This is a genomic window from Streptomyces sp. NPDC004732 (genome assembly GCF_040609235.1).
In the GTDB taxonomy this organism is placed as follows: domain Bacteria; phylum Actinomycetota; class Actinomycetes; order Streptomycetales; family Streptomycetaceae; genus Streptomyces.
Map to the genome: position 1 here is coordinate 188,664 of NZ_JBEXJR010000005.1, position 14,024 is coordinate 202,687.

At 70.0% G+C, this 14,024-nt stretch carries 12 protein-coding genes; all 12 read left to right on the forward strand.

The genetic code is table 11. The features are described from left to right. Positions 1-21: 21 nt before the first annotated feature. The 12 genes from nrtL (at position 22) to ABZV77_RS16435 (ending at position 13,992) form a co-directional block, all read left to right on the forward strand. On the forward strand, positions 22-1,176 hold the full coding sequence (nrtL, locus tag ABZV77_RS16380; protein ID WP_356256454.1) for an ArgS-related anticodon-binding protein NrtL: 1,155 nt from the start codon (positions 22-24) through the stop codon (positions 1,174-1,176). A gap of 45 nt (positions 1,177-1,221) precedes the next feature. Further along, positions 1,222-2,613 carry a diaminopimelate decarboxylase gene (lysA, locus tag ABZV77_RS16385; protein ID WP_356256457.1) on the forward strand — a complete coding sequence of 464 codons (1,392 nt, stop codon included), beginning with the start codon at positions 1,222-1,224 and terminating at the stop codon, positions 2,611-2,613. Between the two features lie 103 nt (positions 2,614-2,716). After that, positions 2,717-4,009: a homoserine dehydrogenase gene (locus tag ABZV77_RS16390; RefSeq protein ID WP_356256460.1), complete on the forward strand. Its 1,293-nt coding sequence runs from the start codon at positions 2,717-2,719 to the stop codon at positions 4,007-4,009. Positions 4,010-4,015: 6 nt separating this feature from the next. Then, entirely contained in the window at positions 4,016-5,074 is a 1,059-nt protein-coding gene (gene thrC / locus ABZV77_RS16395) for a threonine synthase (RefSeq protein WP_356256463.1), read from the forward strand. Positions 5,075-5,350: 276 nt separating this feature from the next. After that, positions 5,351-6,268 carry a homoserine kinase gene (thrB, locus tag ABZV77_RS16400; RefSeq protein ID WP_356256466.1) on the forward strand — a complete coding sequence of 306 codons (918 nt, stop codon included), beginning with the start codon at positions 5,351-5,353 and terminating at the stop codon, positions 6,266-6,268. Between the two features lie 394 nt (positions 6,269-6,662). Further along, the gene (gene rho, locus ABZV77_RS16405; RefSeq protein WP_356256469.1) at positions 6,663-8,720 is read left to right on the forward strand and encodes a transcription termination factor Rho; all 2,058 of its coding nucleotides are present in this window, start codon (positions 6,663-6,665) and stop codon (positions 8,718-8,720) included. Positions 8,721-9,059: 339 nt separating this feature from the next. After that, entirely contained in the window at positions 9,060-10,175 is a 1,116-nt protein-coding gene (locus ABZV77_RS16410) for an LCP family protein (protein ID WP_356256471.1), read from the forward strand. A gap of 159 nt (positions 10,176-10,334) precedes the next feature. Continuing rightward, positions 10,335-10,556: a 50S ribosomal protein L31 gene (gene rpmE / locus ABZV77_RS16415; protein WP_356256474.1), complete on the forward strand. Its 222-nt coding sequence runs from the start codon at positions 10,335-10,337 to the stop codon at positions 10,554-10,556. Positions 10,557-10,671: 115 nt separating this feature from the next. After that, complete coding sequence (prfA, locus tag ABZV77_RS16420) at positions 10,672-11,748, forward strand: peptide chain release factor 1 (RefSeq protein ID WP_356256477.1); 1,077 nt, start codon at positions 10,672-10,674, stop codon at positions 11,746-11,748. A 45-nt stretch (positions 11,749-11,793) separates the two neighbouring features. Continuing rightward, entirely contained in the window at positions 11,794-12,639 is an 846-nt protein-coding gene (gene prmC / locus ABZV77_RS16425; RefSeq protein WP_055564415.1) for a peptide chain release factor N(5)-glutamine methyltransferase, read from the forward strand. 58 nt (positions 12,640-12,697) lie between these two features. Beyond that, positions 12,698-13,345 (forward strand): L-threonylcarbamoyladenylate synthase, encoded by a 648-nt coding sequence (locus ABZV77_RS16430; protein WP_150172252.1) that lies wholly within the window; start codon positions 12,698-12,700, stop codon positions 13,343-13,345. After that, positions 13,342-13,992: a protein-tyrosine-phosphatase gene (locus ABZV77_RS16435; RefSeq protein ID WP_150186231.1), complete on the forward strand. Its 651-nt coding sequence runs from the start codon at positions 13,342-13,344 to the stop codon at positions 13,990-13,992. The genes ABZV77_RS16430 and ABZV77_RS16435 overlap by 4 nt, the downstream gene beginning before the upstream one ends. The last annotated feature ends 32 nt before the right edge of the window (positions 13,993-14,024 follow it).

Below are 14,024 nucleotides of genomic sequence, written 5' to 3' on the forward strand. Positions count from 1 at the left end.
CTCCTCCCATACGCTGGACCTGTGACCCCCGTCGAGCTCTCCCGCACCGTGCTGCGCGCCATGCGCCATGCCGTTGATGCCGGGGAGCTCAGCGTGGCCGTGCCCGTGGAGGCGGGGAGTGTGCGGGTCGAGCGGCCGCGGCCCGGGGGGTGCGGGGACTTCGCCACCAACGTCGCCCTCCAGATCGCCGGTGCCGCCGGGCGTTCGCCGCGGTACGTGGCCGAGGTGCTGTCCCCGCGGCTCGCCGCCGAGCCCGGTATCGCCGGTGTCGACATCACGGGGCCCGGGTTCCTCAACATCACCCTTGCGGGCGCACGCGCCGACGCCGTCGTGCGCGAGATCCGCGAGCGTGGGGGTTGCTACGGCCACGTACACCCCGACACCGGCGCCGTCGCCCAGATCCACGTGCCCCGTGAGATCAGGGCCGCGGTCCTCGCCGACAGCGCCCGCCGCATCCTGCGTTCGCAGGGCGTCCTCGTCCGGGTGACCTGCGAAGACGCCCCCGACCCTGCCTGGTCGGACGCCCTCGACGCGCTCGGCGTACGCATCGACGCGTACGGACGGCCGCCCGAGCCGCTCCCCACCCTCCGCCCCGTTCCGGCCGCCGCCACAAGCCCCACGGGCCCCACAAGCCTCACCGGCCCCGCCCCCCTCCGCCTCGGCCGCGACGCCACCCGTTGGGCGCTGCTCCACCCCGCCCCGCACGACCACCCCCGCATCACCCCGGAGCAGGGCGGCGACGAGCACCTCGTGCAGCGGGAGAGCAACCCCCTCTTCCGCGTCCGGTACGCCCACGCCCGCTCCCGCGCCCTCACGCGCAACGCCGCCGAGCTGGGTTTCGACGCCCGGCCGGGCGACACCACGGACACCACAAGCCCCGCAGGTCCCGCAGGCCAGACAGGCCCCGTCGCCCTCCTCGACGCCCTCGGCGACTACCCCGCCACCCTCGCCTCCGCAGGGCGCCACCGCGCCCCGGACCGCCTCGCCCGGCAGCTCGTCGTCATCGCCGACGCCTTCCTGGCCTTCCAGAGCGCCCCGCAGGGAGCCGTCCTGCCGCTCGGTGACGAGAAACCCTCGGCCGCCCACCGTGCCCGGCTCGCCCTCGCCGAAGCCGCCGGGACGGTGCTCGCCGGTGGCCTGTCCCTGCTCGGCATCAGCGCACCCGAATTCCTGTGACACCCGCGAGAGACGTGTGTCATTCATGAGAGAGACGACCGAGTCATGAGCCGTTCCGCACACCCCGCAGGCCCCCGCCACGCCGACGTGCTTCCCGAGGGGCACTACAGCGCGCCGCCCGCCGACCTCAACGCCCTGGACCCCAAGGTCTGGTCCCGCACCGTCACCCGTGGCGCCGAAGGCGTGGTCAGTACGGGTGGGATCGAAGTGACACGGCTCGCCGAGGAGTTCGGTACCCCGGCCTACTTCATCGACGAGGCGGACTTCCGCGCCCGGTGCCAGGCCTGGCGTGACGCCTTCGGCAGCGATGCCGACGTCTTCTACGCGGGCAAGGCGTTCCTGTCCCGTGCCGTCGTGCGGTGGCTGAACGAGGAGGGGCTGAACCTCGACGTGTGCAGCGGTGGTGAGCTCGCCACCGCCCTCGACGCCGGTATGCCCGCCGAGCGCATCGCCTTCCACGGCAACAACAAGACCCCCGAGGAGATCACGCGCGCCGTCGAGGCGGGCGTCGGACGCATCGTGCTCGACTCCTTCCAGGAGATCGTGCGCGTCGCGCACATCGCGGAGGGGCTCGGCAAGCGCCAGCGCGTGCAGATCCGCGTGACCGTGGGCGTCGAGGCGCACACCCACGAGTTCATCGCCACCGCGCACGAGGACCAGAAGTTCGGGATCGCGCTGGCCGGCGGACAGGCCGCCGAGGCCGTCCGGCGCGCCCTCAAGCTGGACGGGCTCGAGCTCATCGGGATCCATTCCCACATCGGGTCGCAGATCTTCGACATGGCCGGGTTCGAGGTCTCCGCCCGCCGCGTCGTGCAGCTGCTCGCCGAGGTGCGGGACGAGCACGGCGTCGAGCTGCCCGAGATCGACCTCGGCGGCGGGCTCGGCATCGCGTACACGTCGGACGACGACCCCCGCGAGCCGCACGAGATCGCCGCGGCGCTGAACGAGATCGTCACGCGCGAGTGCGCGGCGGCGAAGCTGCGTACGCCCCGGATCTCCGTGGAGCCCGGCCGTGCCATCGTCGGGCCGACCGCCTTCACGCTCTACGAGGTCGGCACGATCAAGCCGCTCGAAGGGCTGCGTACGTACGTGTCGGTGGACGGCGGCATGTCCGACAACATCCGCACCGCGCTGTACGACGCCGAGTACACCGTCGCCCTCGTCTCCCGCTCCTCCGACGCCGACCCCGTCCTTGTGCGCGTGGTGGGCAAGCACTGCGAGAGTGGTGACATCGTCGTACGAGATGCTTTCCTCCCGGCCGACCTGGCGCCCGGTGACCTGATCGCCGTGCCCGCGACCGGTGCGTACTGCCGCTCGATGGCGAGCAACTACAACCACGCTCTTCGCCCGCCCGTCGTCGCCGTGCGCGACGGCGAGGCACGGGTGATCGTCCGGCGTGAGACGGAGGAAGATCTCCTGCGTCTCGACGTCGGATGACGCAAAACATGAAATAGATGTCTCAGGATCCGGACGATGGACAGAAAGTCCGTTCCGGTGGGTGAGACTGGTCCCACCGTAGATGTATGAGAAGTGAGGTCGGATGATGCGTACGCGTCCGCTGAAGGTGGCGCTGCTGGGCTGTGGGGTCGTCGGCTCAGAGGTGGCGCGCATCATGACGACGCACGCCGACGACCTCACAGCCAGGATCGGCGCCCCGGTGGAGCTCGCCGGGGTCGCCGTCCGCCGCCCCTCCAAGGTGCGCGAGGGAATCGATCCTTCGCTCATCACCACGGATGCGACCGCCCTGGTCAAGCGGGGGGACATCGACGTCATCGTCGAGGTGATCGGCGGCATCGAGCCCGCCCGCACCCTCATCACCACCGCCTTCGAGCACGGCGCGTCCGTGGTCTCCGCGAACAAGGCGCTCATCGCCCAGGACGGCGCCGCGCTGCACGCCGCCGCCGTCGAGCACGGCCGCGACCTGTACTACGAGGCCGCCGTCGCCGGGGCGATCCCGCTGATCAGGCCGCTGCGCGAGTCGCTCGCCGGCGACAAGGTCAACCGCGTTCTCGGGATCGTGAACGGGACCACGAACTTCATCCTCGATGCCATGGACACCACCGGTGCGGGCTATCAGGAGGCCCTCGACGAGGCCACCGCGCTCGGGTACGCGGAAGCCGACCCGACGGCAGACGTCGAAGGCTTCGATGCCGCCGCCAAGGCCGCCATCCTCGCCGGGATCGCGTTCCACACGCGCGTGCGCCTCGACGACGTGTACCGCGAGGGCATGACCGAGGTGACCGCCGCCGACTTCGCTTCCGCGAAACGGATGGGCTGCACCATCAAGCTGCTCGCCATCTGCGAGCGGGCCGCCGACGGCGGGTCCGTCACCGCGCGCGTGCATCCCGCGATGATTCCGCTCAGCCACCCCCTCGCCTCGGTGCGGGGCGCCTACAACGCCGTCTTCGTCGAGGCGGAGGCCGCGGGCCAGCTCATGTTCTACGGGCCCGGCGCCGGTGGCTCGCCCACCGCGTCCGCCGTCCTCGGCGACCTCGTCGCCGTCTGCCGCAACAAGCTCGCCGAGGCCACCGGGCCCGGCGACTCCGCGTACACCCAGCTGCCCGTGAGCTCCATGGGCGAGGTCGTCACGCGCTACCACATCAGCCTCGACGTTGCCGACAAGCCGGGCGTGCTCGCCCAGGTCGCGACGGTCTTCGCCGAGCACGGCGTATCGATCGATACGGTCCGTCAGACGGGCAAGGACGGCGAGGCCTCCCTCGTCGTCGTCACCCACCGCGCGCCCGACGCCGCCCTCACCGGCACCGTCGAGGCGCTGCGGAATCTCGACACCGTGCGTGGTGTCGCCAGCATCATGCGGGTTGAAGGGGAGTAGTCAGTAATGACCCACCAGTGGCGCGGAATCATCGAGGAGTACCGGGACCGTCTTCCCGTCTCCGACACGACGCCGGTCGTGACGCTCCGCGAGGGCGGCACACCGCTCGTCCCCGCGCAGGTGCTCTCCGAGCGCACGGGCTGCGAGGTCCACCTCAAGGTAGAGGGCGCCAACCCCACGGGTTCCTTCAAGGACCGTGGCATGACCATGGCTATCACCAAGGCCAAGGAGGAGGGCGCGAAGGCCGTCATCTGCGCCTCCACCGGCAACACGTCGGCGTCCGCGGCCGCCTATGCCGTACGGGCCGGAATGGTCTGTGCGGTCCTCGTGCCGCAGGGCAAGATCGCGCTCGGCAAGATGGGCCAGGCGCTCGTCTACGGCTCGAAGATCCTCCAGGTCGACGGCAACTTCGACGACTGCTTGAACCTGGCTCGAGCCCTGTCGGAGAACTACCCGGTGGCGCTCGTCAATTCGGTCAACCCGTTCCGCATCGAGGGCCAGAAGACCGCGTCGTTCGAGATCGTCGACGCGCTCGGCGACGCCCCGGACATCCACGTCCTTCCCGTCGGCAACGCAGGCAACATCACCGCCTACTGGAAGGGCTACAAGGAGTACGCGGCCGACTCGGTGTCGACCCGTACCCCCCGGATGTGGGGCTTCCAGGCCTCCGGATCGGCGCCCATCGTGCGCGGCGAGATCGTCAAGGACCCGTCCACGATCGCCACCGCGATTCGCATCGGCAACCCCGCGTCGTGGCAGCACGCGCTCAACGCGCGCGACGAGTCCGACGGCTTCATCGACGAGGTGACGGACCGTGAGATTCTGCGCGCCTACAAGCTGTTGGCGTCGCAGGAGGGTGTCTTCGTGGAGCCCGCGTCGGCCGCCTCGGTCGCCGGTCTGCTGAAGGCCGTCGAGCAGGGCAAGGTCGACAAGGGGCAGAAGATCGTCTGCACCGTGACCGGCAACGGCCTCAAGGACCCGGACTGGGCCGTTGCGGGCGCTCCGCAGCCGGTCACCGTCCCGGTCGACGCGGCCGCCGCGGCCGAGCGCCTCGGCCTGGCGTAGTCGCGACGGGGCCCGCGGCCCCGCAGTCCCGTAGCACCACGGTCAGAACCCGCAACTCCGTACAGGGGGTGGCACAGGGGGCTTACGACACGCATCGTGCGCCTCCTGTGCGCCCTATGTCGCCACAGAACCTTCCTTCGATAGGCTGTACCGAACCCGCCCGCCGCATATGCCGCGGTGCCGCCGTAGTTCGCGGCCTTCGGGTGTTCCGTACATGTGGCACGTACTGAAATACGCAGCCTCAAAAACACGCAGCTCAAGGAGAGTCATCGAGCGATGGCCGGTCCCGCGTTCCGCGCCGCCGCCGTCCGGGTGCGCGTCCCCGCCACCAGCGCCAACCTCGGTCCGGGCTTCGATGCCCTGGGCCTGTCGCTGGGTCTTTACGACGACGTGGTCGTCCGGGTGGCCGACTCCGGTCTGAACATCGACATCGCAGGCGAGGGCAGTGAATCCCTCCCGCGCGACGAGTCGCATCTGCTTGTACGTTCCCTGCGCACCGCCTTCGACCTGCTCGGCGGACAGCCGCGCGGGCTCGAGATCGTCTGCGCCAACCGCATTCCGCACGGCCGTGGCCTCGGCTCGTCGTCCGCCGCCATCTGCGCGGGCATCGTCGCCGCGCGCGCCGTGACGATAGGCGGCGAGGCCAGGCTCGACGACGCGGCGCTGCTGGAACTGGCCACCGAGATCGAGGGCCATCCCGACAACGTCGCCGCCTGTCTGCTCGGCGGTTTCACGCTCTCCTGGATGGACGGGGGCACGGCCCGCGCGATCAGGATGGAGCCCGTCGATTCCATCGTTCCGGTGGTTTTCGTACCCGGAAAACCCGTCCTCACCGAGACGGCACGCGGCCTGCTCCCGCGCACCGTCCCGCATGTCGACGCGGCCGCCAACGCGGGCCGTGCGGCGCTGCTCGTCGAGGCCCTGACCAGGCGCCCGGAGCTGCTGCTGCCCGCCACCGAGGACCGGCTGCACCAGGAGTACCGCGCCCCGGCCATGCCGGAGAGCGTCGCCCTGGTGGAGCGGCTGCGCGCCGACGGCGTGCCCGCGGTGATCTCCGGCGCGGGCCCCACGGTCCTCGCGCTGGCCGAAGACAGTGCGGCCGACAAGGTCGCACGCCTGGCGGGAGAGGGCTGGGCGGCCAACCGCCTGGAGCTCGACGCCTCGGGAGCGAGCGTGCTGCCGCTTGCGCCCTGACGCAGTGGACGACGGGATTTCGGGGTGTCCCGATCCTGAGAGGGGGAATGTTTGTTGGATCCGGTAGTGTTAATCTCAAGTCTGCACCCGACCTCACCATGGCGAGGTGCTTTGTGTCCCCGTCCGGGACAACCATTCTTCCGGGAGCCTCCCAAACTGCTTCGTGCCTTGCACTGAGCGGTCCTGAGCACGCTCCGGAACCGGCGTGACCGAGCCGGGTGACACCGCACTCCAGTGGCACCGCACCGGGAATCGCCATCACCAATGAATTCTTCCGCCGCGTTGGCGGACCACCGCCCCGGCACGGTCCACAGAATGCAAGGACCGACCGCCGGACAGCACAACCGGTCGCCGAGCCAGACAGGCCGACGTCCGCTCCAGGGAAGGACCCTTCGTGAGCGACACCACCGATCTGATGGGCGTGACTGCCGACACGCCCGCCACGGACGCCTCCGCGGCGCCTGCCACCGGTGCTTCGGCCGGGTCCCGGCGGCGCCGCGGCACCGGCCTCGAGGGCATGGTGCTGGCGGAACTGCAGCAGGTCGCATCGGGCCTTGGGATCAAGAGCACCGGGCGCATGCGCAAGAGCCAGCTGATCGAGGTCATCAAGGAGGCGCAGGCAGGGGGCGGAGCCCCGGCCAAGAGCGCCGCGCCTTCCGGGGACACCACCGAGACCAAGCCCAAGCGCCGGGCGACCTCGAAGGCCCGGACGGGTGAGGACGCCGCCGAGCCCGCCGCCAAGGCGAGCGCCTCGGCCAAGTCCGAGGGCGGCAAGTCCGAGGGCAAGGCCGACAAGGCCGCGTCCCAGCAGCAGATCGACATCCCCGGCCAGCCCGCCAGTGACGACCAGCCCGCGGGTGAGCGTCGTCGGCGTCGGGCCACCGCCGACGCGGGCAGCCCGGAGACGGTCACCGCCGAGGCGAAGGGCGAGGCCAAGGGCGACGCGTCCGAGGCCAAGGGCGACAAGGGCGCCGACGCCTCCGGTGACGGCGGCGACGGCCGTCGCGACCGCCGTGACCGGCAGGGCCGCGGCCGTGACCGCGACCGCCGTGGCAACAAGGGCGACGACCAGCAGCAGGGCGGCGGCCGTCAGGACCGCCAGGAGCGTCAGGACCGCCAGCAGCAGGGCGGCGGTGGGCGCCAGGACCGCCAGGACCGTCAGGACCGTCAGCAGCGGGACAACGGACCGCAGGATGACGACGACTTCGAGGGCGGGCGTCGCGGACGCCGCGGGCGCTACCGCGACCGCCGTGGCCGCCGTGGCCGCGACGAGCAGGGCTTCGGCAATGAGCCGCAGGTCTCCGAGGACGACGTCCTGATCCCCGTCGCGGGCATCCTGGACATCCTCGACAACTACGCGTTCATCCGTACGTCGGGCTACCTCCCCGGTCCCAACGACGTCTACGTCTCGCTGGCCCAGGTCCGCAAGAACGGTCTGCGCAAGGGCGACCACGTCACCGGCGCGGTGCGCCAGCCCAAGGACGGCGAGCGCCGCGAGAAGTTCAACGCGCTGGTCCGCCTGGACTCCGTCAACGGCATGGCACCCGAATCCGGGCGCGGGCGGCCGGAGTTCAACAAGCTGACGCCCCTTTACCCGCAGGACCGGCTCCGCCTGGAGACCGACCCGGGCGTGCTCACCACCCGCATCATCGACCTCGTCTCGCCCATCGGTAAGGGCCAGCGCGGTCTGATCGTGGCCCCGCCGAAGACCGGCAAGACCATGATCATGCAGGCGATCGCCAACGCGATCACGCACAACAGCCCCGAGTGCCACCTGATGGTCGTCCTGGTCGACGAGCGTCCGGAAGAGGTCACCGACATGCAGCGGTCGGTGAAGGGCGAGGTCATCTCCTCGACCTTCGACCGTCCCGCCGAGGACCACACCACGGTCGCCGAGCTCGCCATCGAGCGCGCCAAGCGCCTGGTGGAGCTGGGCCACGACGTCGTCGTGCTGCTCGACTCGATCACGCGTCTGGGCCGTGCGTACAACCTCGCCGCCCCGGCCTCCGGCCGCATCCTGTCCGGTGGTGTCGACTCGACCGCGCTCTACCCGCCGAAGCGCTTCTTCGGTGCCGCGCGCAACATCGAGGACGGCGGCTCGCTGACCATCCTGGCCACCGCGCTGGTCGAGACCGGCTCGCGCATGGACGAGGTGATCTTCGAGGAGTTCAAGGGCACCGGCAACATGGAGCTCAAGCTCGACCGGAAGCTCTCGGACAAGCGCATCTTCCCGGCGGTGGACGTGGACGCGTCCAGCACCCGCAAGGAAGAGATCCTGCTCGGCAGCGACGAGCTCGCCATCACCTGGAAGCTGCGTCGCGTGCTGCACGCGCTCGACCAGCAGCAGGCGATCGAGCTGCTTCTCGACAAGATGAAGCAGACGAAGTCGAACGCCGAGTTCCTGCTGCAGATCCAGAAGACGACCCCGGCGCCGGGCAACGGCAACGACTAGTCGTCCTCAGCAGTCCGAAGGGCCGCCCCGTCACAGCTGTGACGGGGCGGCCCTTTTGGTGCGCGATGCGATCAGGGAGAGGTCAGAGAGATCAGAGAGAGACCTTGGCCACATGCGTAAGAGATTCTTACGGTCACGGGCAGTAGCCCGATGACGGAAAAAGCCGCAGGTGAGGCCTGAAATGGTGGTGTGGGGGCACACGGTCGGTCACCGGTGGAGCCGGGGGCGCGCACGGCGCACTGTGCAACCCTTCAAGCGGTTCTGCCGTCTGACAAGTGACGACACACCGCATCTGACCCTGAAAGCAGGGGGTAGCCGACCGACGGGACTGAGGAGCGCATGACCGACGAGAGCAGGGGCGCCGACGCGCCGAAGCGCGCCGCCAAGCGGGGCCGCCGCCGCAAGCCGCGCAGCACGCGCAAGAAGGTGCTCGTCGTCACCGCCTGGACCGCCGCGGGTGTCGCCGTTCTCGGAGGCACCGGCCTCGGCTACGTCTACTTCAAGCTCAACGGCAACATCAAGGGCGTGGACATCAACGCCGCTCTCGGCACGGACCGCCCCCTGGACGTCGACAACGGCTCCCAGGACATCCTCGTCCTCGGCTCCGACTCGCGCTCCGGCGACAACGCCAAGTACGGCAAGGACGAAGGCGCCGCCCGCTCGGACACGGCGATGATCGTCCACGTCTACAAGGGCCACAAGAAGGCCAGCGTCGTCTCCATACCCCGCGACACCCTCATATCCAGGCCCGAGTGCAAGACCGACGACGACCGGACGGACCCCGGCGGTCAGCGGCAGATGTTCAACACGGCGTACGAGGTCGGCGGCCCCGCCTGCGCCGTCAAGACCGTCGAGAAGATGTCCGGCATCCGGATGGATCACTACGTAGAGGTCGATTTCACGGGCTTCAAGAAGCTCATCGACACACTCGGCGGCGTCGACATCACGACGAAGAAGGCCATCCACGACAAGGACAGCCACCTCGACCTGGAGGCCGGCACCCACTCGCTCAACGGGGAGCAGTCCCTGGGCCTGGTCCGCACCCGGCACGGCGTCGGCGACGGCAGCGACCTCGGCCGCATCCAGCTCCAGCAGGCCTTCATCAAGGCCCTCCTCGACCAGGTCAAGGACGTCGGCGTCTTCAGCAACCCGAAGAAGCTGTACGACCTGGCGAACGATGCGACCAGCGCCATCACCACCGACTCCGACCTGAACGACGTCAAGAGCCTCGCGAGCTTCGCGAACGGCCTCAAGGGCATCGGCGCGGGCGACATGAAGATGGTCACGCTGCCCATCCAGTACGACCCCAACGACCCCAACCGTGTCCTTCCCCTGGAGAAGGCCGACCGGGAGGTCTGGGAGGCGCTCAGGGCCGACAAGCCCATCCCCAAGTCCGCCACGGAGCAGTCCGCGGGCGACAAGGGCGACGCGGGCGACGTGGTCTCCAGCCACTGAGCCGATCGGCAGCCCGCTCAGGACCCGTCAGGAATAGATCGGCCCCCACCCCGGTTTTGGGAGATACGGCCTGTCCTGGCAGACTGGTACGTCGGCCCCGGTTCACGTACGAGCAATCCGCACGTACGACCCGGTGCCCTCCCGAAACTAGGAGACACCTTGAAGCGCGACATCCACCCCGAGTACGTCGAGACGCAGGTCAGCTGCACCTGTGGCGCGTCGTTCACCACTCACAGCACGATCTCCAGCGGCACCGTCCGTGCCGAGGTCTGCTCCGAGTGCCACCCGTTCTACACGGGCAAGCAGAAGATCCTCGACACCGGTGGCCGCGTGGCCCGCTTCGAGGCCCGCTTCGGCAAGGCTGCAGGCGCCAACAAGTAGCGAGCCACTGCGCCGGTCATCGGCCGCCCTCGGGAGGGGGTGGCCGGGACCGGCGCTTTTGCCGTCCCGCAGCCAATTCGCGTAGAAACCTCGCGTAGAAAACCAGGAGCCCCCGATGTTCGAGGCGGTCGAGGAACTGATCGGCGAACACGCCGATCTCGAGACGAAGCTCGCGGACCCGTCGGTCCACGCCGACCAGGCCAATGCGCGCAAGCTCAACAAGCGCTATGCCGAGCTGACCCCGATCGTCTCCACGTACCGCTCCTGGAAGCAGACCGGGGACGACATCGAGACCGCGCGCGAGTTCGCGGCCGATGACCCGGACTTCGCCGCCGAGGTCAAGGACCTGGAGCGGCAGCGCGAGGAGATCACCGAGAAGCTGCGGCTGCTGCTCGTGCCCCGGGACCCGTCCGACGACAAGGACGTCATCCTGGAGGTCAAGGCGGGCGCGGGCGGCGACGAGTCGGCGCTCTTCGCCGGAGACCTCCTGCGCATGTACCTGCGGTACGCGGAGCGCGTCGGCTGGAAGACCGAGATCATCGACGCCACCGAGTCCGAGCTGGGCGGCTACAAGGACGTCCAGGTCGCCGTGAAGACCAAGGGCGGCAACGGCGCGACCGAGCCCGGCCAGGGCGTCTGGGCGCGGCTGAAGTACGAGGGCGGCGTGCACCGCGTGCAGCGCGTGCCCTCCACCGAGTCCCAGGGGCGCATCCACACCTCCGCGGCCGGTGTCCTGGTGACGCCCGAGGCCGAGGAGATCGACGTCGAGATCCACGCCAACGACCTGCGCATCGACGTCTACCGCTCCTCCGGGCCCGGCGGCCAGTCCGTCAACACCACGGACTCCGCCGTCCGCATCACGCACCTGCCCACCGGAGTCGTCGCCTCCTGCCAGAACGAGAAGAGCCAGCTCCAGAACAAGGAGCAGGCCATGCGTATTCTGCGTTCCAGGCTGCTCGCGGCGGCCCAGGAGGAGGCGGAGAGCAAGGCCGCGGACGCCCGCCGCAGCCAGGTCCGCACCGTCGACCGCTCCGAGAAGATCCGCACGTACAACTTCCCGGAAAACCGGATCTCGGACCACCGCGTCGGCTTCAAGGCGTACAACTTGGACCAGGTGCTCGACGGTGAACTCGATCCGGTCATCCAGGCCTGCGTCGACGCCGACTCCGCCGCCAAGCTCGCCGCCGCCTAAGCCCGCTCTTCGTACGACCTTCCCGACCCGTCCCGGAGGACCAGCGTGAACCTGCTGCTCGCGGAAGTGGCCCAGGCCACCCAGCGGCTGGCCGACGCCGGCGTGCCCTCGCCGCGCAACGACGCGGAGGAGCTCGCCGCCTTCGTGCACGGCGTGAAGCGGGGCGAGCTGCACTCCGTCAAGGACACCGACTTCGACGCCCGCTACTGGGAGACCGTCGCGCGGCGCGAGGCCCGTGAACCGCTGCAGCACATCACGGGGCGGGCCTTCTTCCGCTACCTGGAGCTGCAGGTCGGCCCCGGCGTCTTCGTGCCCCGTCCGGAGACCGAGTCCGTCGTGGGGTGGGCCATAGACGCCGTCCGCGCGATGGACGTCGTCGAGCCGCTCATCGTCGACCTGTGCACCGGTTCCGGTGCCATCGCCCTCGCCATGGCGCAGGAGGTCCCGCGCTCGCGGGTGCACGCCGTGGAGCTGTCCGAGGACGCCCTCAAATGGACGCGGAAGAACGTCGAGGGGTCCAGGGTCGACCTCCGCCAGGGAGACGCCAGGGACGCGTTCCCTGAGCTGGAGGGACAGGCCGACCTGGTGATCTCCAACCCGCCGTACATCCCGCTCACCGAGTGGGAGTACGTCGCCCCGGAAGCCCGTGACTACGACCCCGAGCTCGCCCTCTTCTCGGGGGAGGACGGCCTCGACCTGATCCGCGGCATCGAGCGCACCGCCCACCGGCTGCTGCGCCCCGGGGGAGTCGTCGTCATCGAGCACGCGGACACCCAGGGCGGACAGGTCCCGTGGATCTTCACCGAGGAGCGGGGCTGGGCCGACGCGGCCGACCACCCCGACCTCAACAACCGCCCGCGTTTCGCCACCGCCCGCAAGGCGATGCCGTGACGACAGCTGTGACGACCCAGATCATCAGTGTCAGTTTTTCAGTGAGGAGTCCGGACTAATGGCACGGCGATACGACACCAACGACGCGACCGACCGTACGACCGGTCTGCGCGAGGCCGCGTCCGCCGTTCGCCGTGGCGAGCTGGTCGTGCTGCCCACCGACACCGTCTACGGCATCGGTGCCGACGCCTTCTCACCGGAGGCCTGCGCCGACCTGCTGGACGCCAAGGGCCGCGGGCGCAACATGCCCACGCCCGTCCTGATCGGCTCACCGAACACCCTGCACGGCCTGGTCACCGACTTCTCCGAGATGGCCTGGGAGCTCGTCGACGCGTTCTGGCCGGGCGCCCTGACCCTCATCGCCAAGCAGCAGCCGTCCCTGCAGTGGGACCTCGGCGACACCCGTGGCACGGTCGCCATCCGCATGCCGCTGCACCCCGTCGCCATCGAGCTGCTCACCGAGGTGGGCCCGATGGCCGTCTCCTCGGCCAACCTCACGGGACACCCCGCCCCCGAGGACTGCGACGCCGCGCAGGAGATGCTCGGCGACTCCGTCTCCGTCTACCTGGACGGCGGCCCGACCCCCGGCATCGTCCCGTCGTCGATCGTCGACGTCACGGGCAAGGTGCCGGTGCTGCTCCGTGCGGGCGCCCTTGACGCGGACGAGCTGCGCAAGGTGGTACCCGACCTCGAGGTGGCGAATTGACAGCCCCTGAGACGGGGCGTGGCATAGCGGGCTTCCCGGGCTCTGCGGACTCCTTCCGCATCCTCCACGTCAGTACCGGCAACGTGTGCCGCTCGCCCATCACCGAGCGGCTGACCAGACATGCCCTGGCCGACCGCCTCGGCGACCCCCTCACGGGTGGTCTGATCGTGGAGAGCGCGGGCACCTGGGGCCACGAGGGCGCCCCGATGGAGACCAACGCCGAGACGGTCCTCGCCGACTTCGGCGCGGACCCCACCGGCTTCATGGGCCGCGAGCTCCTCGACGACCACGTCATCCGCGCCGACCTGGTCCTGACCGCGACCCGCGACCACCGGGCGCAGGTCATCTCCATGGGGCACTCGGCGGGCCTGCGCACGTTCACGCTCAAGGAGTTCACGCGGCTCGTCCGGGCGATAGACATGACGACCCTGCCGGACCCCGACGGCGGCGTGGTGGAGCGGGCCCGTGCCCTGGTGCGCGCCGCCGCGGCACTGCGCGGCTGGCTCCTCGCGCCCAACGTGGAGGCCGACGAGGTGTACGACCCGTACGGGGCACCCCTGCCGTTCTTCCGCTCGGTGGGCGACGAGATCAACCAGGCCCTCGACCCCGTCGTGACGGCGCTGACCGGGGTGCCCGCGCACATGTAGCGGCCTACATTGGATCTGAGGTCACCCCTGCA

Coding starts and splice junctions, on each gene's coding strand:
- ABZV77_RS16410 (WP_356256471.1), top strand. CDS start 9,060: ATGACCGACGAGAGCAGGGGCGCCGACGCGCCGAAGCGCGCCGCCAAG.
- thrC (WP_356256463.1), top strand. CDS start 4,016: ATGACCCACCAGTGGCGCGGAATCATCGAGGAGTACCGGGACCGTCTT.
- ABZV77_RS16430 (WP_150172252.1), top strand. CDS start 12,698: ATGGCACGGCGATACGACACCAACGACGCGACCGACCGTACGACCGGT.
- prfA (WP_356256477.1), top strand. CDS start 10,672: ATGTTCGAGGCGGTCGAGGAACTGATCGGCGAACACGCCGATCTCGAG.
- ABZV77_RS16390 (WP_356256460.1), top strand. CDS start 2,717: ATGATGCGTACGCGTCCGCTGAAGGTGGCGCTGCTGGGCTGTGGGGTC.
- lysA (WP_356256457.1), top strand. CDS start 1,222: ATGAGCCGTTCCGCACACCCCGCAGGCCCCCGCCACGCCGACGTGCTT.
- thrB (WP_356256466.1), top strand. CDS start 5,351: ATGGCCGGTCCCGCGTTCCGCGCCGCCGCCGTCCGGGTGCGCGTCCCC.